This is a genomic window from Streptomyces carminius, assembly GCF_002794255.1.
In the GTDB taxonomy this organism is placed as follows: Bacteria; Actinomycetota; Actinomycetes; order Streptomycetales; family Streptomycetaceae; genus Streptomyces; species Streptomyces carminius.
In genome coordinates, this window is record NZ_PGGW01000038.1 from 108,952 (window position 1) to 129,968 (window position 21,017).

Sequence of the window (21,017 nt, forward strand, 5' to 3'; positions counted from 1 at the left end):
CGCACCCGCCGGCCGCCACGGGCGGCCGCGGGGCTCTCCTGCCGTCGGTGTCCCGTGGCTTCCGGCGGCTCGTGGGGCGGCGTGTGTGTTTTTGAGACAGTTTCGGCGGCGTGAAGCCCTGTCGAACCCCGCAGGTCGGCGGTGTGACGGCCGGAGCCGGCGGCGGGCGGCCGGCGCCGGCGTGCCGTGATGAGCGCCTGTGGGGCGGGAGCGCCGCCATCGGGTCTTCAACGGTTGCGGGCGAAAACCTGACCAAATGTTCACTGGCGCTTCACGTGTCCTGTGTGAACCGCGCGTCGCAAGTGGTCGCAGCTTGGGTGAACGGCAGCCAAAATCGGCAATTGTGTTCTAGTCTTCACTCTCGGTACGGAGGCGACTGCAAAGCCGACAGTGTCGTCGGCCGAGTGGGGAGGAAGGGGCGCACCACCGAACAGTAGGGGGGCAGGGGATTGTCCGAAGCTGCCGGATCGCGGGTCATCGAGTCACCCGCGGACTTAGCAGAGCCGTTCCGCGTCCGGGTACGCGAGCGGCGGAGAAAGAGGAGACCGAGGGCGGACCGGCGCCTGCCGTTGATGCTGGCGGTGGACCTGCTGGGTGCCGCCGTGCCGGCCGGTGTGCTGTGCGCGATGGCGAATCTGCCGCATCCGCTGTGGACGGGGGCGCTGATCGGCGCGGCCTGGCCGCTGACCGCGGCGCTGCGGAAACGCTACGCCGCCGGTTCGCTGGGCGAGAGCGGCGCGGTACTGCCGGTCGTCCGGGACTGGCTGGTGATGCTGGGCGTACTCGCCGCGGTGTGTGTCGCGGCGCGGATCGAGGTCCCGGTCGCGAGCTGGCTGCTCGCGCTTCTGCCGTGCCTGGTGCTGACCGCCGTCCACCGCAGACTGGTGTTCCGGCGCACCCTGGCCCGGCGGCGCAACGCCCGGGGGCTGCGGCGGGTGCTGGTGGTGGGCGAGGCGGCGGCCGTCGACGGCATCCTGGCGCGGCTGGCCGCCCGCACCGACAACCAGTACCTGGTGGTGGGCAGTTGTGTGACGGGGGGTGGGGCCGCCGGCGCCGGGCTGCCCGCGTCCGTCCGGCTCCCCGGTGGCCCGGGAGGCGGGGAGGACGCCGACACCGTCCTGCGGTGCGCGACGGAACTCGACGCCGAGCTGGTCTTCGTCGCCCCGGGCGGGCGGATCTCCGGGGACTGGCTGCGGCGGCTGTCCTGGACGCTCCACGGCAACGGCCTGGAGCTGGCGGTCCTCCCGGGCCTGTTCGACGTCTCGCGGCACCGGGTGCGGCTGGCCGGGGCCGCGGGGCTGACCGTGCTGCACGTCGCCCCGGCGGCGCGTCACGGGCTGCCGGCACTGCTGAAGCGGGCCACCGACGTGGCGGGAGCGCTGCTGCTGTCCGTGCTGCTGGCACCCCTCCTGCTGGTGGTGGCGGCGGCGGTGCGGCTGTCCTCCCCGGGGCCGGTGCTCTACCGGCACGTCCGTGTCGGCCGGGGCCGGGTGCCGTTCCGGATGTGGAAGTTCCGCACGATGGTGAACGACGCCGACCGGATGCGCCGGGAGAAGGAGGTGCCGAACGAGCACGACGGCGCGATGTTCAAGCTGGAGAGGGACCCCCGGGTCACGCCGCTGGGCCGGTTCCTGCGCCGCTACTCCCTGGACGAGCTGCCGCAGCTGTACAACGTGCTGGCCGGCCACATGTCGCTGGTGGGACCGCGCCCGCCGCTCCCGGACGAGGTGGAGCAGTACGACGACACCGCGCTGCGCCGGCTCGCCGTCAAGCCCGGCATCACCGGGTTATGGCAGGTCAGCGGACGGTCGGACCTGTCGTGGGACGAGACCGTCGCGCTCGACCTGAGCTATGTGGACAACTGGTCCTACGCCCGGGACATCGACGTCCTGGCCCGTACGTTCCGGGCCGTGGTGAGTGGCCGTGGCGCCTACTGACCCCGCGGGCACCGGCCCGGACCGGAGCCCGGGCCCGGCCTCACACCGGCTCCGGGGCGCCCCGCCAGGCCCGGTAGGTCGCGGCGACACCCTCGGCGAGGCCGATCGAGGGGGACCAGCCCAGCTCCCGTATGCGGCCGATGTCCAGCAGCTTGCGCGGGGTGCCGTCGGGCCGGGCCGGGTCGAAGGCGATCCGGCCGCCGTACCCCACCACCGAGGCCACCAGTTCGGCCAGTTCGCGGATGGTGAGATCCTCGCCGCAGCCGACGTTGACGGGCTTGTCGCCGTCATAGCGGCGCAGCAGCACCTCGCACGCCGCGGCCAGGTCGGCCACGTGCAGGAACTCGCGGCGCGGGGTGCCGGTGCCCCACAGCACGACCTCCTCCAGACCCTGCTCCCGCGCCTCGTGGAAGCGGCGGATCAGGGCGGGCAGGACGTGCGAGGTCTCGGGGTCGAAGTTGTCGCCCGGGCCGTAGAGGTTGGTCGGCATCGCCGAGACGAAGGAGGCGCCGAACTGCTGCCGGTAGGACTGGATCTGGACGATGCCGGCGATCTTGGCGAGCGCGTAGGCCCGGTTGGTCGGCTCCAGCGGGCCGGTCAGCAGGGCGTCCTCGGTGATCGGCTGGGCGGCGTGCCGGGGGTAGATGCAACTGGAGCCGAGGAAGAGCAGCCGCCGCACCCCGGCGGCGTGGGCGCCGGAGACCACCGAGAGCTGGATGCGGAGGTTGTCCTCCAGGAACGGGACGGGGTACGTGCTGTTCGCCATGATCCCGCCCACCTTCGCGGCGGCCAGCACCACGGCGTCGGGCCGGGCCTCGCGCAGGTACGCGGCGGTGGCGGCGCCGTCGCGCAGGTCGAGTTCGGCGCGGGTGCGGGTGAGCACCTCGTAGCCGCCGCGGGACAGGTGCCGGGCCACGGCGGAGCCGACCAGGCCGCGGTGCCCCGCGACGAAGACACGGGCGGGCGGAGGCAGCAGATCATCCATGGCGCGGATTCTGCCAGGGACGGACCGCGCCTGTCGTACAAGCCATGAAATATGAGTAGTTATCGCCGCCGGAGACCGCCCGGCGACCACCCGGCCGGACGTCCCGCCGGGCGGCCCTCCACCCGAAACCCCCAGCAGAGGAAGCACATGTCGCGCACCGCTGTGATCACGGGCATCACCGGACAGGACGGCTCCTATCTGGCCGAACTGCTGCTGAGCAAGAACTACACCGTGCACGGCCTGATGAGACGCTCGTCCAGCTTCAACACCGAGCGCATCGACCACATCTACGAGGACCCGCAGACCCCGGACCGGCGGCTGGTCCTGCACCATGTCGACCTGTCCGACGGGGTGGCGCTGGTCAACCTGCTGCGCGACGTGCGGCCGGACGAGGTCTACAACCTCGGGGCGCAGTCCCATGTGCGGGTCTCCTTCGACACCCCGCTGTACACCGGCGACGTGACCGGCCTGGGCGCCTTACGGCTGCTGGAGGCCATCCGCGCCAGCGGGGTGCGCACCCGGGTGTACCAGGCGTCCTCCTCCGAGATGTTCGGCGCCACCCCGCCGCCGCAGAACGAGTCCACGCCCTTCCACCCGCGCAGTCCGTACGGCTGCGCCAAGGTCATGGCGTACTGGAGCACCGTCAACTACCGCGAGGCGTACGGCCTGTACGCGGTGAACGGCATCCTGTTCAACCACGAGAGCCCGCGCCGCGGCGAGACCTTCGTCACCCGCAAGATCACCCGCGCCGTCGCCCGCATCCGGGCCGGCCTGCAGGAGCACCTGTACCTGGGCAACCTCGACGCCGTCCGCGACTGGGGCTACGCGCCCGAGTACGTCGAGGCCATGTGGCGGATGCTCCAGCGCGACGAGCCGGACGACTACGTGGTCGCCACCGGCCGGGCCGCGACCGTCCGGGACTTCCTGCGGACCGCCTTCGGCGCCGCCGGCCTGGACTGGGAGCGGTATGTCCGCCACGACTCCAAGTACGAGCGCCCCACCGAGGTGGACGCCCTGATAGGGGACGCCTCCAAGGCCCGCAGGCTCCTGGACTGGACCCCGGGGACGCACTACGACGAGCTGGCCCGGATCATGGTCGAGGCCGACGTCCAGCAACTGGAGGCCGAGCTGTCCGGCCGCCGGGTGAGGGTGGACCGGTGACCGCCCCGCCGGCGGAGCGCCGGCTGCGCGGCTTCACCGGCGCCGGCTACGACAAGCAGCGCGGTCTGCTGGCGCAGGCCGCCTGGTTCGCCGCGCTCAACGTGCTGTTCGTCAAGTGGTGGTTCCCCGCGCGCTGGCGGCCCGCGCTGCTGCGGGCCTTCGGCGCGCGGGTGGGGGAGCGGGTCCTCATCCGGCACCGGGTGCGGGTGCACTGGCCCTGGAAGCTGACGGTGGGCGACGACGTGTGGATCGGAGAGGGCGCCTGGCTGGTCAATCTGGAACCGGTCACGATCGAGCACGACGTGTGCGTCTCCCAGGAGGCGGTGCTGTGCACCGGCAGCCATCTGCGCACCTCGCCCACCTTCGAGTACGACAACGCCCCGATCCGCCTGGAGCGCGGCTCCTGGGTGGCCGCCCGCGCCCTCGTCCTGCGCGGGGTCACCGTCGGCGCGGGCGCCGTGGTCGGGGCCGGGGCGGTCGCCCACCGCGATCTGCCCCCGGGCGCCGTGCACACCGCCGGAGGCAGCCGGTGAGAGTCGTCCATGTGGTGACCCTGGTCGGCGACGACGGCGCCTACGGCGGCCCGGTGAGCGTGGCCACCGGCCAGCTGGCCGAGCTGGCCGCCCGCGGGCACGGTGCCGAACTGCTGTCGCTGTGGCGCGGCGCCGGCCCGGTGCCGCGCACCGCGGACGGCGTCCCGCTGTACGCCCACCGGGCCCGCACCCTGGTGCCCGGCCAGGGGTTCCTGGGGCTGTTCCACCCCCTGCTGCTGCTCACCCTGTGGCGCCGGGCGGGCCGGGCCGACGTGGTGCACGTCCACGCCGGGCGCGATCTGGTCTCGCTGGCCGCGCTCGCCGTCGCCGTACTGCGCCGCCGGCCCTTCGTGGTGCAGACGCACGGCATGGTCCAGCCCCGCCGCTCGGCCGTGGCCCGGATCTTCGACCGCTGCTACGTACCGCTGCTGCGCCGGGCGCGCGCCGCGCTGGTGCTGACGGAGGAGGAGGAGACCGGACTGCGCCGGGTGCTGGGGCCGTCCGGGCCGGCCCTGGTCCGGCTGCCCAACGGGGTGGCCCCCGGGCCGGCGGACGGCGGTGGACGGGACGGGCGGGAGGACGGGCGGGCGACGGCCGAGGTGCTCTACCTCGCCCGGCTGCACCCGCGCAAGCGCCCCGAGGCCTTCGTGCGCATGGCGGCGCTGGTGCACCGCAAGCACCCCGAGGTCTCCTTCGTCCTGCACGGCGCGGACGAGGGCTGCCTGGAACGGGTGCGCGCGCTGATCGGGAGCGAGGGGCTGGCGGGAGTGGTGGAGTACGGCGGGCCGCTCGGCCACGCCGACGCGGTGCGGCGCCTGGCCCGCGCCACCGTGTACGTCCTGCCCAGCGTCGACGAGCCGTTCCCGATGAGCGTGCTGGAGGCACTGGCCGCGGGTACCCCCGTGGTCTGCACGCGCAGCTGCGGTGTCGCCGCGTCCCTGGAGCGGCGCGGGGCCGCCCGGATCACCGACGGCTCCCCGGAGCAGCTGGCCGACGCGGTGCTGCGGCTGCTGGAGGACCGCCCGCTGCGGGAACGCACCGCGGAGGCGGGGCGGGCCGCGGTGGCGGAGGAGTTCTCCATCGCCTCCGTGGCCGGCCGGCTGGAGGGGCTGTACCGGTCCGCGGTCCGGCCCGGCACGGGGTGAGGTCCGCGCCCGCGGCGGTGGCGGACGGGACGGCGGACGCGGCGGGCCGGCGGCGGCCCACGCCGCCCTCCGACCCGCCACGCGGCCCGTCAGCCGTCGGCCAGCGCCTCCCGCAGCAGCCCCGTGACGCGTTCCAGCCCGGCCCGCCGGCTCAGCCGCCGCTCGGCGTACGCCCGGCCCCGCTCGCCCAGCTCCGCGCAGCGCTCCGGATCGCCCGCCAGCGAGCGGACCGCGGACAGCAGGGCCCCGGGGTCCTCCGGCGGCACCACCACCCCGCCCGCCGAGTGCTCCACCTCCCGCGCGGTGCCGCTGGCGGCGGCCACCGAGGCGAGAACGGGCCGGCCCGCGGTGAAGTACGAGGTCAGCTTGGAGGGCAGGCTCATGTCCAGCACCGACGCCTTCTGGGTGACGGCCAGCACGTCCGCGGCGGCCAGGATCTCGGGGAACTCCTCGTCGCCGGCGGGCGGCAGGAAGGCCAGCGACCGCACCCCCTCGGCCAGCCCCAGCAGCCGCTCGCGCTGGTGGCCGTCACCCATCAGCACGATCCGCACGCCGCCCCGTCCGTCGCCGTCGCTCCCGCCGTCTCCGCCGTCACCGGTGCCTTCGGCGTCGGCGAGCCGGGCGGTCTCCACCAGGACCTCCAGACCCTGCTTGAGCCCCATGTTCCCGGAGTGCAGCACCACCGTGGTGTCGTCGGTCCAGCCCAGCCGGGCCCTGGTCCGCGCGCGGTCGCCGCTGGGGGCGCGCACATGCGTCCAGTTGGGCACCACCCGCACCCGCTCGCGCGGCACGCCCATCGCCGCCACCCGTTCCGTGAACGACTCGTGCACCACCCCGACCAGCGCGGCCGAGCGCAGCACCCGGGCCTCCAGGCCCCCGGCCAGGGCGGCGAACCGGCCGGCGCCGCTCATCCCGCTCTGCCCGGCCGCCGCGCCCATCAGGTCCTGGACGACCACCACGTGCGGCACACCCGCCCGCCGCGCGAGCCGGGCGCCGAGCACACCCCCGGCCAGCGAGGGCAACTGGCTGAGCACCACGTCCGGGCGGACCCGCGGCGGTGCCAGCAGCCCGTGCGTCAGGATGCTCGCCTCGAACAGCCCCCGTCGCACGGCGGTCTGACGGGCCGGTACCGTATGGCGGCGGCGGTGGACGGTGACCCCCTGCCGGGTCTCGCGCAGCCGCCACCTGCCCCGGTAGTCCTCGTGCACACGCCACGCCGGGTAGTGGGGCATCCCGGCGAGCACGTGCGTGTCGGCGCCCGAGGCGGCCAGGTGCTCGGCGATCTGCGTCGAGTACGGGCCGATTCCGGCGTGCTCCGGCGCGTAGTTGGTCGAGACCACGAGCACACGGCGGCCCGCGAAAGAGTCCAGCACTGCTGTTCCCCCTCCGAAATAGCGGTCATCCTAGGCGTCCGCGGACCGGCGCGGTGCCGGATCGGACGGGACACCGGACGGGACACCGGACGGGAGAAGGCACCAGAACACGGCCCCGCCCGCCGCCGTCCCACGGATTGTGGGGCCGGCCGGCGGACGGGGGGAGGAGAACCGGCCATGTCCGACAGGGAACCGGCCCGCGGCGGCGGACCCCCACGACACGCGGAACGGCGCAGCGTGCCCGCACTGTGCCTGTGGACCGTGGTGCTCGTCCTGCTGCTGCCCGCGCTGGTGCTGTACGGGCAGCAGGTGCGCCCCGGTGCCGCGCTCGCCCTGCAGTGCGTGGTCGTCGTCCACACCGGGACGGCGCTGGCCCGGGTGCTGACCGACCCCCGGGTACGGGTCGTGGCCTTCGGCTTCTGGCTCTTCTGCTACGTCTGGCTGGGCCTGGCGGCGCTGGCCATGGTCGCCACCGAGGCCTACCCGTGGGGTTTCGCCGTCGATCCCGGCACCGCCTTCGGCGCGGCCGCCGTGGTGGAGGCCGGGCTGCTCGCCTACAGCGGCGGCGCGGCCCTGGCCGGACGGCGGCCGGGCGCCACCCCCGCCACCCCCGGTGCTTCCGGTGCCCCCGGCGTCCTGGAGCCGCTGCTCGCCCGCCGGGTGACGCCCTTACGGGTCCTGCTGCTGTGCGGGCTCGCGCTGCTGCTGGCCGCCGTCCTGGTGCCCGCCCAGGGCGGCCTGGCGGTGTTCTTCCAGAGCCGCCAGGCCGTCAACGAGGCGGCGGCGCAGAGCGTGCCGGGCGCCGCCGCCGACCAGGCGCTGGCGGCGTGGAGCCTGTCGGTCCCGGCGTTCTGGGCGCTGGTCGCGCTGCTGTACGTGCCCCGGGCCGGGAACGGTGACCGGACCCTGCGCGGACTGCGGTGGATCCTCCTGCCGGTCCTCCTCGCGCTGAACGTGGTGGTGAACAACCCCGTCAGCCAGCCGCGCTTCTGGGCCGGCACGGTACTGCTGACGATCCTGTTCGGCACCTCCCTGCTGCGCCGGCCGCGCGCCTTCCGGATCGGCGCGGTGGCCGTCACCGTCGCGGTGCTCACGGTCTTCCCGTACGGCGACTACTTCCGCCACGACAAGCGCCGGCCGGTCGAGGTCGTCTCACTCGCCGAGCAGTTCACCTCCAACGGCGACTACGACGCCTTCCAGCAGATCGCCACCGGACTGGACCACGTACGGGAGAACGGCCACTCGCCCGGCGCCGCGCCGGGGCCGCCGCTGTTCTTCGTGCCGCGCGCGGTGTGGCCCGACAAGCCCGAGGACAGCGGGATCCTGCTGGCCCGGCACGCGGGCTACTCCTTCGAGAACCTCTCCGCGCCGCTGTGGATCGAGACCTACATGTGGGCCGGGTTCCCCGGCGTCGTCGCCTTCTTCGCCCTCTTCGGCGCCGTGAGCCGGCGGATCGACGGCATCCGCGACCGGCTGCGGGAGCACGGCGGCACCCTGGCGGCGCTGGCCGTGCCCGCGTTCGGCTTCTACCAGCTCATCCTGCTGCGCGGCAGCCTCATGTTCGTCATGGGACCGCTGGCCCTGCTGATCGCCGTGCCCCTGCTCGTCACCGCCGGCGTGCGCCGCCGCCGGCCCGCCCCGCCGCCCGGCGGCGGGTCCGCCGGGGGCCGCGCCGGAACCCCGGCCGGTCCCGCGCCACCGGCGGCGTACGAGCCGCCCGCGCCCGCACGGGTGCCGGTGTCCGCCGCACGGCGCACCGTCCCCTCACCTCCGTCCACGGGAGAAGCACGCACGTGAGCCACACCGACCCCGTCCCGCGCGAGCCCGACCAGCTCCGCGACCAGTTGCGCAGGCTCTTCCGCCACCGCGCCGCCATCGTGCTCGGCCTGCTGCTGGGCGTCCTCGCCGGCGGTGCCTTATCGGCCGCCGGCGGGACGGAGTACACCGCCACCGGCGAGGTCGTCGTGCAGCCCGTCGGCGCCGGCCTCCCGGAGAGCGGCGGGATACCCGCCGACCGGCAGCTCAGCATGGCCACCGAGCGGCAGGTCGCGGGCAGCGCGGCGGTCGCCGCACGGGCCGCGAGGGCCCTGGGCGGCCGGACCGACCCGGCGGGCCTCCGGCGCGGCCTGCGGGTGAGCAACCCGCCCGAGACGCATCTGCTGGAGTTCGCCTACACCGCGGACTCGCCGCGCACGGCCGTCCGGCGGGCCGACGCCTTCGTACGGGCCTACCTCGACCACCGCGAGGAGACCGCCGAGCGCCGTGTCGAGAGCATCCTCACCGGACTCTCCGAGGAACTCGAACCCCTGCTGGCACGGCGCGCCGAACTGGACCGGCGGATCGCGGACGCGGACGGGGCGGTGGCCCGGGAGAGCGCCCGGGCCGAGCGCGAGACCCTGGGCGCCCGGATCGCCGATCTCCAGGGCCGCGTCAGCGCCCTGCGGTCCCTGGACACCTCGCCCGGCGACGTGGTGCGCGAGGGGGAGGTGCCCGAGGCGCCGTCCGGCCCCGGGGCGGCGGCGCTGATCGCCGTGGGGGCGGTCGTCGGGCTGGCCGGCGGGCTGGTGGCAGCCTGGCTCCGTTCCCTGCTCGACCCCCGGGTGCGCTCCGCCGCCGAGGCGCGCGACGCGCTGGGCGCGCCGGTGCTGGGCACCCTGCCGCGGCGGCGGGGCAGCACGGGAACCCTGGAGGTCGGCCCGGTGCGCGGCGGCGAGCGCGCCGAGACGTACCGGGCGATCGCCTTCCGGGTGCTGCGCCATCCGCGGCTGGCGCGGCCCGGCAGCCTGCTGGTCGTCTCCGCGCGGGAGCACGCCGAGGCCGTCTCCACCGCGGTCAACCTCGCCGCCGCCCTGGCGGAGACCGGCAGCGGCGTCCTGCTGGTCGAGGCCGATCCGCGCGCGCCGGAGGTGGCCGGGAGGGTGCCCGTGCGCGGCGGTGCCGGTGAGCGGCCCGGGGCGGACTGGCCCGGCGGGACGCGGCTGACGGTGGACGCGGACACCGCCGGAACCCTCGAACTCGTTCCGGGGCGCGCGGTCCCCGACGCGACCCGGGCGCTGAACTCCCCGGAGCTCGCCCGGCTGCTGACCGGACCGGAGGACGGCGACGGCACCGGGAACGACGGCACCGGGAACGACGGCACTGGGAACGGGACCGCGGGGAGTTCCACCGGAGGGAGATACACGGTGGCCCTCACCAGGCCGCTGCTGTCCCACGCGGACGGCCTGGCCGTCGCCGGTGCCGTACGCGGTGTGCTGGTGGTCTGCGTCCCGGACCGCACCCGCCGGGAGGACCTGGAGCGGGTACGGGAGCTGGTCGCCTCCGTGGGAGGGCACGTCGTGGGCGCGGTGCTGCACCCGGGCGGCGGCGCCCGGCCCGTGGGCGGGCGTACGGGCCGGTGGCCCGTACGCCTGGCGGAACGGCTGCCGCTCCGTCTGCCGGGCCGGGCGCGCCGGGGTCCCGGGTCCGCCGCGGCCGATCCGTCCCCGCGCAGCGCGCCGGGGGAACCGGGGGAGCACCCCACCGTTCCGGCGGACGCCGGGTCCGGTGTGCCCGGCCCGGACGGACCCCGGGCGCGTACCGGTGACGACACCGCCCTGCGCGCATGACCGGCGTCCGTCCCGTCCCGGCCGGCGGCACGGGCGGTACCGGGGCCGGGAGCGACGCCCCGGGGGATGCCCCGGAAGGCGCCGCGCAAGGCACCCCGGGAGGTGCCGGGCCCTCCGGCCGGGGAGTCGCCGCCACGGTGCGCGGCGGCTGGTTCGGCTTCGCGGGCTCGGCGGTGAACGCGCTGTTCGGTTTCGCCCTGGTCGCCGTCGTCACCCGCGGACTCGGCGCGCACGGGGCCGGAGCGGTCTTCGCCGGTGTCGCCGCGTTCACCATCGTGAGCAACGCCTGCAAGCTGGGCGCCGACACCGCGCTGGTGCGCTTCGTCTCCCGCGATCTGGAGCTCACCGGCGGAGCCGGGGTGCCCGCCCTGCTGCGCACCGCCGTGCCGCCCGCCCTGGCCGCTTCCGCGGCGGCCATGGCGGCGGTGCTGCTGGCACCGGGGTCGGCGGCCTGGCTGCTGCCCGGGCTGCCGGACGGCCAGGCGGCGGCGGTGCTGCGGCTGTTCGCGGTCTTCCTGCCGGTGACGACCGTGTCGCTGGTCCTGCTCGGGGCCACCCGGGGCTACGGCTCGGTGGTGCCCTTCGTGGGTGTGGAGCAGATGGGCAAGCCCGTGCTGCGGGTCGCCGTCGCCCTGCCGGTGGCGCTTCTGGCGCCGGGCGTGGTGGCGCTGTCCGCCGCCTGGCTGGCGCCCGCGCTGCCGGCCGCGGCGGTGGTCTGGCTGGCGCTGCGCCGGTCGCGTGCCGCGCACCCCGGCACACCGGGGACGCCACCGGTCACCCCGGGCGAGTTCTGGTCCTTCGCCGGACCGCGCGCCCTGTCCTCGGTCTTCGACATCGCCGCCGTGTGGATCGGGGTGGTCCTGCTGTCGGTGCTGGGCACCAGCGCCGAGGCCGGGATCTACACCGCGGTCGGCCGGCTGGTGACCGCCGGCACCCTGCTCCAGCTCGCCGTCCGGCTGGCGGTCGCCGCCCAGCTCAGCCGGCTGCTCGCGGGCGGCCACCGGCCGGAGGCGGAACGGCTGCACCGGCTGTCCACCCGCTGGATCGTGCTGTTCTCCTGGCCGCTGTTCGTGTATCTGGCGGCCTTCCCCCGCACCGTGCTGTCGCTGTTCGGGGAGGGGTTCGACGACGGCGCCACGGGACTGGTGGTGCTGGCGGCGGCCTGCGCGGTCAACGTCGGGGTCGGCAACGCGCAGACCGTCATCCTGATGGCCGGCCGCAGTGTGTGGAACCTCGCGGTCGCCGGCGCCGGGTTCGCCGTCCAGCTCGGTCTGGGCTTCTGGCTGGTACCGCGGTACGGGGTGGCGGGCGCGGCCGTCGCCTGGGGGCTGGCGATCGTGGTGGACAACGTGGCCTCGGCACTGCTGGTGCGCCACCGGCTGGGCTTCCGCACGGTCGACCGCGGCTATCTGTGCGCCGCCGCCGTCGCCTTCGCGGCCGTCGCCCCCCTCGTGCTCGGTGTGCGGCTGACCGGCGGCGACACCGTACCGGCCGCTTCCCTGGGCATGGCTTTGACGGTTTGTGCCTTCACCGTCACCGTCTGGCGCTATCGTGTGCCGCTGGGGACGGGGGAGTTCTTCCGGGTGCTGCGCAAGGGCGGGAAAGGGAACTCACGGTGAACACGGATGTGGCGTCCGTGTCCGCCGCCGCAGCCGGCGGACACGGCTCCCGCCTCGCCCCACCCGTACTCGCCATGTGCTTCCAGGGGGGAACCATGCGCAGGAGAAGATCCGTCAGAACACTGCTCGCCGCCGTCATGCTCGGCCTGGCCTCGACGGCCCTGGGTGCGGGACCGGCCCAGGCGGCGGGCGAAACCACACTCACCGCCGATCCGCTCAGCACCTGGCAGACCGACGGCATCGTATGGGCGTTGACCTACGCCAAGGGCGTCGTCTACGTGGGAGGCACGTTCGGCAACATCCGGCCGCCCGGCACCTCCCCCGGCAGCTCACGCGAGCTGCCCCGCAGGAACTTCGCGGCGTTCGACGCCGACACCGGTCAGCCGCTGCCGTGCGCGCCGGCCTTCACCGGGGGAAGCGGAACGGTCCGGGCCCTGAAGGCCTCGCCCGACGGGGAGGTCCTCTACATCGGCGGCTCCTTCGGGAGCGCCGGGGGAGTGGGACGCGCCAACACCGCCGCCCTCGACACCGACGACTGCACCATCGACGACGACTGGCGGCCCACCGTATCCTCGACGGTCCGGGCCATCGACGTCACCGACACCACGGTCTACCTCGGTGGCCAGTTCTCCACCGTGCAGGGCCAGCCCCGGGAACGCGTCGCGGCCCTGCGCCGCGACAGCACCCTGCTGCCCTTCCGCGCCGTGATCGAGGGCTCGTCCATCTCCAACGACCCCACCCCGGGTATCAACGCCATCACCGTCGCCCCGCACCTGAACAAGGTCATCATCGGCGGCCGGTTCACCTCGGTGAACGGCAGTCTGTTCAACAGCGTGCACGGGCTGGTCGGCCTGGACGCGACCACCGGCGAGATCGTCCACCGCTTCACCGGCTGGATCCCCCGCCGCTCCGCGGTCAAGGGGCTCGTCAACGACGGCACGAATTTCTACCTCGCCGCCGAGGGCACCGGCGGCGGGGTCTTCGACGGCCGCGCGGCGGGCCGGCTCTCCGACGGCGAACTGCTGTGGAAGGACACCTGCCTGGGCGCCACCCAGGCCGTCGTGCCCTGGCAGGGCGTGCTCTACAGCGGTTCCCACGCGCACAACTGCTCCTCGACGCCGGGCGGCTTCCCGGAGCACAACAACCGCCAGCACCTGCTGGCCCAGTCGATCGCCGACGAGACGATCCTGCCGTGGTTCCCGGACACCAACGACGGCATCGGCGAACAGATCGGCCCGCGTGCCATGGTGATGGCCGAGGCCGAGGGCATCCTGTGGACCGGCGGCGAGTTCACCACCGTCAACGACCGGCCGCAGCAGGGGCTGACCCGCTTCGCGGCGGGACCCGACACCGAGGCCCCGCAGGTGCCGATCCTGAGCGGCACCAGCACCTCCCCGGGGGAGGTCACCCTCAGCTGGCGGGCCTCGTGGGACCGGGACGACGGCACACTGACCTACCGGATCCACCGGGACGGCACTTATCTGACCTCCGTCGAGGCGGAGTCGCGCCACTGGGACCGGCCCGTGATCACCTTCACCGACACCGTGGAGCCGGGTACGACCCACCGGTACTCGCTGGAGGTCACCGACGGCACCAATCTCTCGGGCCGCAACGGCCCCGTGTACGTGACAGCCGGCAACTGACCGCACGCCGAGGAGAACAGCGGATGACACATCGAGTGGGCTACGCGCCCGGGGTCTACGACTTATTCCACATCGGGCACCTCAACATCCTGCGGCACGCCAGGAGCCGGTGCGACTACCTGGTGGCCGGCGTGGTGTCGGACGAGATGGCCCGGGCGGCCAAGGGCCGCTCCCCGGTCGTCCCGCTCACCGAACGGCTGGAGATCGTCCGCAGCATCCGCTTCGTGGACGCGGCGTTCGTGGAGACGGTGCCCGACAAGCTGGAGACCTGGCGGCAGGTCCGCTTCGACGTCATCTTCAAGGGCGACGACTGGCGGGGCACGGAGAAGGGGGAGAGGCTGGAGCGGGACTTCGCCGGAGTCGGCGTCGACGTCGTGTACTTCCCCTACACCGTGCACACCTCCAGCACCCTGCTGCGCCGGGCCCTGGACGGGATCGCGGGCCCCGCCGGGCCGGCGGCGGAGTCGACGGAGTCGGCCTGACCGCCGAAGCGGCCCCGGCCGCCGGGCCGGGTCAGCGGGTCAGGGCGGACAACTCCCGGTACCACTTCACCAGGAACGCCGCCATGAACAGCAGATGGGCGGCGAGCAGCACGCAGTACAGCGCCACGAACAGCCCGCGGACGCCGAGGAAGAGGAACACCGCGCAGAACACCCCGTAGTCCACGGGCAGCAGGGCGACCGAGCGGAGGGTGGAGGGCGGCGCCGCGGGGGCGGGCCGCTCCACCCTCCGCTTCAGCTGCTCGGTGAGGATGCCGCCGAAGAAGACCAGCACGGCGGCGAACTGGAAGGCGACGGGAATGAGCAGGTACACCGGGTCGGAGAAGCCGAAGTACCGGTGGAACGAGACCAGTACCGCCATGTGGAGCGCCAGCATCTTCGCGCAGTCCACCACGTGGTCCAGCCACTCGCCGGCCGGGCTGCCCGTCCCCGTCAGCCGGGCGAGCTGCCCGTCGGCCGAGTCCAGGGCGAAGCCCACCACCAGCGCGGCGAACACCCCGGCCGCCAGGGCGTGCGACGGCGGCAGGGCGGCGATCAGCCCGATCCCGGTGAACGTGGAGACCGCGCTCGCCAGGGTGACCTGGTTGGGCGTCAGGCGCGCGGCGTAGGCGGCCGCGGCCAGTAACCGGCCCGCCGGCCGGTTGACGTACCGCGAGTACAGCGACACCCCCCTGGCTGATTTCTGCGCAGCCGACAACCGCTCCACCGCGTAACCGAACCGGCTCACTTTCCCCCCACTCGACGCACCCGCACCACGGACTTCTCGAAGGAGCATCATCATGGCAGGCGACTCCTTACGGCGGACCGGTACCACCAGCCGCCGCGCGGTGCTGACGGCGGGCACGGCGGGTACGGCCGCCGCGCTGACGGCCGGCCTCGCGGGCTGCGAGACGGCGGGTACCGCGGACGCGGCGGACTCCGCGGCGGACGAGGCCCGCACCCTGTCCGTCGGCGGCCGCAGGCCCAAGGGGAAGGACACCGTCGACGTCGTCGCCGACTTCGGCGCCCGGGGCGACGGCCGGACCGACGACAGCCGGGCCTTCGTCCGCGCCTACCGGCACGCCGTCGACCGGGTGTGGAACGGCACCGGCCGCACCGTCGTCGACATACCGGCGGGCGTCTACCTCATTCGCGAGCCGGACGCGCTGATCGGCGCGGCCGGCGGCCGGCCGAAGGCCAACGGCCTGCGGTTCCGGGGCGCGGGCAAGCGCATGACACAGCTCCTGTTCGCACCCCGCCGGGCCGCGGACTCCTATCTGTGCCGCAACGAGGACGCCTGGGCGAACATCGTGTTCGAGCACCTCGGGTTCCGCTCCGGCACTCCCGGCGCCTCGTTCTTCTACTCGTACTCCACCGGGCAGGCCCAGGACTACCGGTTCACCGACTGCGAGTGGCTGGGGGAGTGGACCTACGGGCTCGCGCTCGACGGCAGCAACACCAACTCCGAGATGCGCTGGGAGGCCTGCCGGGTGGGCGGCGCCTGGCGCCGGGCGTTCCTGTACTCCGGGCTGTCACAGCGGTCGCGGGACCCCGGGCAGCAGGACCAGTTCCTCAACTACTGGTTCAACGACATGAAGGTGGAGTACGAGTGGGGAAACTTCCTGGAGTTCCCCTACGGCGGCTCCGTCACCTGCCGGGGCGGCTCCTACATCGTCACCGGCCGCCGTCCGGAGCGGACGGGAGGGCCCGGGGAGTCCGGGGAGTCCGGGGAGTACGGCCGCACCAGCACCTTCTTCCGCTTCCCGCGCGCCGACCACCACGGCTCCGTGCAGCGCTTCCACGCCGAGGACATCCGCTTCGAGGTGCGCGGCCCGGACACCTTGGTGATCGACTGCGCCTGGGAGAGCGGCACGGTGCACTTCAACGACTGCGACGACACCGCCCACGCCTTCAAGGACTTCGCGCCCGGCTCCCGTCCGCACCGCTACCGCCCCACCGGGCCCGGCCCGCTGGTGCGCTACGACTCCTGCCAGCTCTCGGGGAAGCACACCTACCGGCCCGCCGGGGACGGCGGGGGACCGGCCGCCCGCTACGACATGTGCCTGCTGGCCAACCACGGCCAGGAGGACTTCGCCGAGGGCGCCACGGAGCGGATCCGGTACGTCGACTGCCGGGGGCGCTGACCGGCGGCCCACCGGGCGGACCGCCCAAGGACCGGGAACTCCGGCGGATTCCCCCGCGAGGGGCATGCCGGCGGACGAACCGTGCCACAATCCAGATCTTGACCGACAGGGGCGGGGAGAGGGGACACGTGCGGGACGGAGCGGGCCGTTGAGACTGCTGCACACCTCGGACTGGCACCTGGGACGGAGCTTCCACCGGGTGAACCTGCTGTCCGCCCAGGCGGCCTTCGTCGACCATCTGGTGGAGACGGTGCGCGCCGAGGGCGTCGACGCGGTGCTCGTCGCCGGCGACGTCTACGACCGGGCGGTGCCGCCGCTCGCCGCCGTCGAACTCTTCGACGAGGCCCTGCACCGCCTCGCGGACCTCGGCGTGCCGACCGTCATGATCTCCGGCAACCACGACTCGGCCCGCCGCCTGGGCGTGGGCGCCGGGCTCATCGGCCGGGCGGGTGTCCACCTGCGCACCGACCCCGCCGGCTGCGGCACCCCCGTGGTCCTGGCCGACGCCCACGGCGAGGTCGCCTTCTACGGCCTGCCCTACCTGGAACCGGCTCTGGTCAAGGACGTCCTCGGGGTGGAGCGGGCCGGACACGCCGCGGTGCTGGGCGCCGCCATGGACCGGGTGCGCGCCGATCTGGCCGCCCGCCCGGCGGGCACCCGCTCGGTCGTCCTGGCCCACGCCTTCGTCACCGGGGGCGAGGCGTCCGACAGCGAACGGGACATCACCGTCGGCGGGGTCGCCTCCGTCCCGGCCGCCGTCTTCGACGGGGTGGACTACGTGGCCCTGGGCCATCTGCACGGCTGCCAGACGCTCACCGGGCGGATCCGCTACTCCGGCTCCCCGCTGGCCTACTCCTTCTCGGAGGCCCGCCACCGCAAGTCGATGTGGCTGGTCGACCTCGGGCCCGGCGGCGAGGTGAGCGCCGAGCGGACCGACTGCCCGGTGCCCCGCCCGCTGGCCCGTGTCCGCGGCCGGCTGGCGGACCTGCTCGCCGACCCCGGTCTGGAGCGCCACGAGCAGGCGTGGGTGGAGGCCACCCTCACCGATCCGGTCCGCCCGCGCGAGCCGATGGCCGCCCTCACCGCCCGCTTCCCCCACGTCCTCACCCTCGTCCTGGACCCCGAGCGGCCGCCCGAGGACGCTTCCGTCTCCTACGGGCGGCGGCTGCGCGACCGCACCGACCAAGAGATCCTGGAGGGCTTCGTCGCCCACGTGCGGGGCGGTGCCGGGCCCGACGAGCACGAAAGCGCCCTGCTGGGCGGTGCCCTGGACGCCGTACGCGCCGAAGCGGCCCGCACGGAGGCCCCCCGATGAGACTGCACCGCCTCGCCGTCACCGCCTTCGGCCCGTTCGGCGGCACCCAGACGATCGACTTCGACGCGTTGTCCGCGGCCGGCCTGTTCCTGCTGCACGGACCGACCGGTGCGGGCAAGACCTCGGTGCTGGACGCCGTCTGCTACGCCCTGTACGGCGGGGTGCCCGGCGCCCGCCAGACCTCCGGACCGGCCCGGCTGCGCAGCGACCACGCCGACCCCGGCACCCGTACCGAGGTGGTCCTCGACCTCACCGTCGGCGGCCGGCGGCTGGAGGTCACCCGGCAGCCCGAGCAGCGGCGCCCCAAGAAGCGCGGCACCGGCCTGACCACCGACAAGGCCCAGTCCTGGCTGCGCGAGTACGACGCCGCCACCGGCACCTGGAAGGCGCTCAGCCGCTCCCACCAGGAGATCGGCGAGGAACTCGCCCAACTGCTGGGCATGAGCCGCGAGCAGTTCTGCCAGGTGGTCCTGCTGCCCCAGGGCGAGTTCGCCCGCTTCCTGCGGGCCGGCGCGGAGGACCGGGCCAGACTGCTGGGCCGCCTCTTCGACACCCACCGCTTCGCCGCCGTCGAGCAGCACCTGGCGGAACTGCGCACCGCCGCGCAGCACCGGGTGCGCGGCGGTGACGAGCGGCTGCTCGTGCTGGGCCAGCGCATGCGGCAGGCCGCCGGGGGCGGTCCCGGACCCGGCGGGACACCGCTGGACGGCCTCGCGCCGGGCGATCCGGGCCTGGCCGGTGCCGTGCTGGAGTGGGCGGCCCTGGCCCGCTCCACCGCCCGGGAGCGGCGGGACATCGCCGCGGCGGCGCTCCGGGCCGCGCAGGAGGCCCATGCCGCCGCCGGGCGGCGGCTGGAGGAGGCCCGGGAGCTGGACCGCCGCCGGCGCCGGTACGCCGCCGCCCGGCAGCGCGCCGCCGCCCTGGCCGCGGGGGAGGAGGAGCACCGCCGCGACCGCGCGCGGCTGGAGCGGGCCCGCGCCGCCGAGGTGGTGGCCCCCGTCCTCGACGCCCGGGAACGGGCCGAGGACGAGCGCCGCCGCACGGCGCTCGCCGAGGAGGCCGCCCGCGGCCTGCTGCCCGCCGCGGACGCCCAGGCCCCCGCGGAGCGGCTCGCCGGACTCGAACGTGCCGTCCGCCGGGAGCTGGGCACCCTGGAGGCCGCCCGGCAGGCCGAGGAGCGCGCCACCCGTCTCACCGCCGAACTCGCCCGGCTGGAGAGCGAGTCGGGCGCGGACGAGGAACTGCTGCGGGAGGCGGACGAGTGGCTGGCGGACTGGGAGACCACCCGCGACGCCCACCAGCGGCGCGTCGAGGCCGCCGCGGAGGCCGCGTCCCAGGCCGAACGGCTCGCCCGGCGGCTCGACACACTCCGGCGGAAGCTGGCGGCCGCCCGCCATCGCGACGCCCTCACCGCCGAGGAGAGCGGAGCCCGGGCCGAGCTGACTGAGACGCACGAGCGGGCACTGGCCGCCAAACAGGAGTGGCTGGACGTCAGGGCACGGCGGCTGGACGGCATCGCCGCCGAACTCGCCGCCGAGCTGAGCGACGGCGCACCGTGCATGGTCTGCGGCTCGCCCGAGCACCCCGAGCCGGCCCGGCCCGGCGCGCGGCACGTGGACCGGCGGGCGGAGGAGGCGGCCCTGGACCGCCACCGGGAGGCCGAGGAGGCGCACCGGCGGGCCGAGCGGCGGCTGGACTCCCTGCGGGAGCGGCTGACGGCGGCCGCGGCGGAGGCGGGGGAGACCTCCGCCGCCGAACTCGCCGACGAGGCGGCCGCCCTGGAGACGGAGCACACGGCCGCCCGCCGTACCGCGGCCGGCGCGGCCGACGCCCGCGCGGCCTTCGACCGGCTGCTGCGCGAGCACGACAGCCGCCGGACCGCCCGGCAGGACGCCGGGCGCCGGGCGGCCGCCCGCACCTCCACCCGCGAGGCACTGCTGCGGGAACACACGGAACTGGCGCGGCAGGTGGCCCGGGCCCGGGGCACGGCACCCTCCGTGGCACACCGCGCCGCCGAACTGGAACACCGCGCCGCACTGCTGGCCGCCGCCGCCGAGGCCGCCGGCGCCGCCGAGACCGCCGCGCGGCGGCTCAAGGACGCCGACGCGCGGCTGGCGGACGCCGTCTGGCGCGCCGGGTTCGACACCCCGCGGGCCGCCGCCGGCGCCCGGCTCGCCGAGCTGGAGCAACGCGCGCTGCAGCACCGCCTCGACGAGTGGCAGGCCGAGGAGGCGGCCGTGGCGGCCGAGCTCGCCGACCCCGAACTGGCCGACGCCGCCGAACTGCCGCCCGATCGCCTCACCGGGGCCGAGACAGCGCTGAAGGAGGCCGTCGCCCGGCTGAACGCCGCCTCCGCCGCCCACGCCGAGGCAGACCGGCGGTGCGCCGAACTCGACGGCCTGTCCGCCGACGCCCTGGCCGACGCCCGCCGGCTGGCCCCGCTGCGCGAGGAGTACGACCGGGTGGCCCGTCTGGCGGGCCTGGCGGCCGGGACGTCCACGGAGAACGAGCACCGGATGCGTCTGGAGTCCTACGTCCTGGCCGCCAGGCTGGAGCAGGTGGCCGCCGCGGCCGGTGCCCGGCTGGCGTACATGTCCGGCGGCCGCTACACCCTGGTCCACTCCGACGCGCGCGGCCCCGGGCGGGGCCGCTCCGGTCTGGGACTGCACGTCATCGACGCCTGGACGGGCCGGGAGCGCGACACCGCCACCCTCTCCGGCGGTGAGACCTTCTTCGCCTCCCTCGCCCTCGCCCTGGGCCTGGCCGACGTCGTCACCGAGGAGGCGGGCGGGCTGCGGCTGGACACCCTCTTCATCGACGAGGGGTTCGGCAGCCTGGACGACCAGACCCTCGACGAGGTGCTGGACGTACTGGACTCCCTGCGCGAGCGCGACCGCAGCGTCGGCATCGTCAGTCATGTCCCCGACCTGCGGCAGCGCGTTCCCGTCCAGCTGGAGGTGGTCAAGACCCGCACCGGGTCGGCCGTCCGGCACCGGGGACCGGCGGCCGGGTGAGGGACGCCGGGTGCGCCGGGCAGACGGTACCCGGAGGAAAACCGGGTGACGGCCGGTGTGGCCC

Annotated in this window: 15 protein-coding genes; 12 read left to right on the forward strand and 3 right to left on the reverse strand. The window is 75.1% G+C overall.

Going from position 1 to position 21,017, the window contains the following annotated elements:
* Positions 1–572: 572 nt before the first annotated feature.
* Positions 573–1,937 (forward strand): exopolysaccharide biosynthesis polyprenyl glycosylphosphotransferase, encoded by a 1,365-nt coding sequence (locus CUT44_RS09425; protein WP_199185542.1) that lies wholly within the window; start codon positions 573–575, stop codon positions 1,935–1,937.
* Positions 1,938–1,977: 40 nt separating this feature from the next.
* On the opposite strand, the gene CUT44_RS09430 is transcribed toward CUT44_RS09425, so the two are convergent.
* Entirely contained in the window at positions 1,978–2,922 is a 945-nt protein-coding gene (locus CUT44_RS09430) for a GDP-L-fucose synthase family protein (protein ID WP_100200199.1), read from the reverse strand.
* A gap of 147 nt (positions 2,923–3,069) precedes the next feature.
* Between CUT44_RS09430 and gmd the strand changes: the two genes are divergently transcribed.
* From gmd to CUT44_RS09445, 3 genes are read left to right on the forward strand one after another with little or no spacing between them, the layout of a single operon-like run.
* Positions 3,070–4,083, forward strand: coding sequence for a GDP-mannose 4,6-dehydratase (gene gmd, locus CUT44_RS09435; RefSeq protein ID WP_100200200.1), 1,014 nt, complete (start codon positions 3,070–3,072; stop codon positions 4,081–4,083).
* Complete coding sequence (locus tag CUT44_RS09440; RefSeq protein ID WP_100200201.1) at positions 4,080–4,616, forward strand: LbetaH domain-containing protein; 537 nt, start codon at positions 4,080–4,082, stop codon at positions 4,614–4,616. The genes gmd and CUT44_RS09440 overlap by 4 nt, the downstream gene beginning before the upstream one ends.
* On the forward strand, positions 4,613–5,761 hold the full coding sequence (locus CUT44_RS09445; RefSeq protein ID WP_233221075.1) for a glycosyltransferase: 1,149 nt from the start codon (positions 4,613–4,615) through the stop codon (positions 5,759–5,761). The genes CUT44_RS09440 and CUT44_RS09445 overlap by 4 nt, the downstream gene beginning before the upstream one ends.
* An 89-nt stretch (positions 5,762–5,850) precedes the next feature.
* Here CUT44_RS09445 and CUT44_RS09450 read toward each other — a convergent pair whose 3' ends face one another.
* Positions 5,851–7,131 carry a glycosyltransferase gene (locus tag CUT44_RS09450; RefSeq protein ID WP_233221117.1) on the reverse strand — a complete coding sequence of 427 codons (1,281 nt, stop codon included), beginning with the start codon at positions 7,129–7,131 and terminating at the stop codon, positions 5,851–5,853.
* A gap of 180 nt (positions 7,132–7,311) precedes the next feature.
* Between CUT44_RS09450 and CUT44_RS09455 the strand changes: the two genes are divergently transcribed.
* The 5 genes from CUT44_RS09455 (at position 7,312) to CUT44_RS09475 (ending at position 14,483) form a co-directional block, all read left to right on the forward strand.
* On the forward strand, positions 7,312–8,931 hold the full coding sequence (locus CUT44_RS09455; RefSeq protein WP_199185544.1) for a hypothetical protein: 1,620 nt from the start codon (positions 7,312–7,314) through the stop codon (positions 8,929–8,931).
* Entirely contained in the window at positions 8,928–10,739 is a 1,812-nt protein-coding gene (locus CUT44_RS09460; RefSeq protein ID WP_100200202.1) for a lipopolysaccharide biosynthesis protein, read from the forward strand. The genes CUT44_RS09455 and CUT44_RS09460 overlap by 4 nt, the downstream gene beginning before the upstream one ends.
* Positions 10,736–12,358: a lipopolysaccharide biosynthesis protein gene (locus CUT44_RS09465; protein ID WP_100200203.1), complete on the forward strand. Its 1,623-nt coding sequence runs from the start codon at positions 10,736–10,738 to the stop codon at positions 12,356–12,358. The genes CUT44_RS09460 and CUT44_RS09465 overlap by 4 nt, the downstream gene beginning before the upstream one ends.
* 95 nt (positions 12,359–12,453) lie before the next feature.
* Positions 12,454–14,001 (forward strand): hypothetical protein, encoded by a 1,548-nt coding sequence (locus CUT44_RS09470; RefSeq protein WP_100200372.1) that lies wholly within the window; start codon positions 12,454–12,456, stop codon positions 13,999–14,001.
* A 23-nt stretch (positions 14,002–14,024) separates the two neighbouring features.
* Positions 14,025–14,483, forward strand: coding sequence for an adenylyltransferase/cytidyltransferase family protein (locus CUT44_RS09475; RefSeq protein WP_100200204.1), 459 nt, complete (start codon positions 14,025–14,027; stop codon positions 14,481–14,483).
* Positions 14,484–14,514: 31 nt separating this feature from the next.
* Here the strand turns inward: CUT44_RS09475 and CUT44_RS09480 are convergent, their stop codons facing one another.
* The gene (locus CUT44_RS09480) at positions 14,515–15,228 is read right to left on the reverse strand and encodes a CDP-alcohol phosphatidyltransferase family protein (RefSeq protein WP_233221076.1); all 714 of its coding nucleotides are present in this window, start codon (positions 15,226–15,228) and stop codon (positions 14,515–14,517) included.
* Positions 15,229–15,280: 52 nt separating this feature from the next.
* Here CUT44_RS09480 and CUT44_RS09485 point away from each other — a divergent pair, with 52 nt between their 5' ends.
* The 3 genes from CUT44_RS09485 (at position 15,281) to CUT44_RS09495 (ending at position 20,953) form a co-directional block, all read left to right on the forward strand.
* The gene (locus CUT44_RS09485; RefSeq protein ID WP_100200205.1) at positions 15,281–16,624 is read left to right on the forward strand and encodes a pectate lyase family protein; all 1,344 of its coding nucleotides are present in this window, start codon (positions 15,281–15,283) and stop codon (positions 16,622–16,624) included.
* A gap of 148 nt (positions 16,625–16,772) precedes the next feature.
* Positions 16,773–17,939 carry an exonuclease SbcCD subunit D gene (locus CUT44_RS09490; protein WP_100200206.1) on the forward strand — a complete coding sequence of 389 codons (1,167 nt, stop codon included), beginning with the start codon at positions 16,773–16,775 and terminating at the stop codon, positions 17,937–17,939.
* Positions 17,936–20,953 carry an AAA family ATPase gene (locus CUT44_RS09495; RefSeq protein ID WP_100200207.1) on the forward strand — a complete coding sequence of 1,006 codons (3,018 nt, stop codon included), beginning with the start codon at positions 17,936–17,938 and terminating at the stop codon, positions 20,951–20,953. The genes CUT44_RS09490 and CUT44_RS09495 overlap by 4 nt, the downstream gene beginning before the upstream one ends.
* The last annotated feature ends 64 nt before the right edge of the window (positions 20,954–21,017 follow it).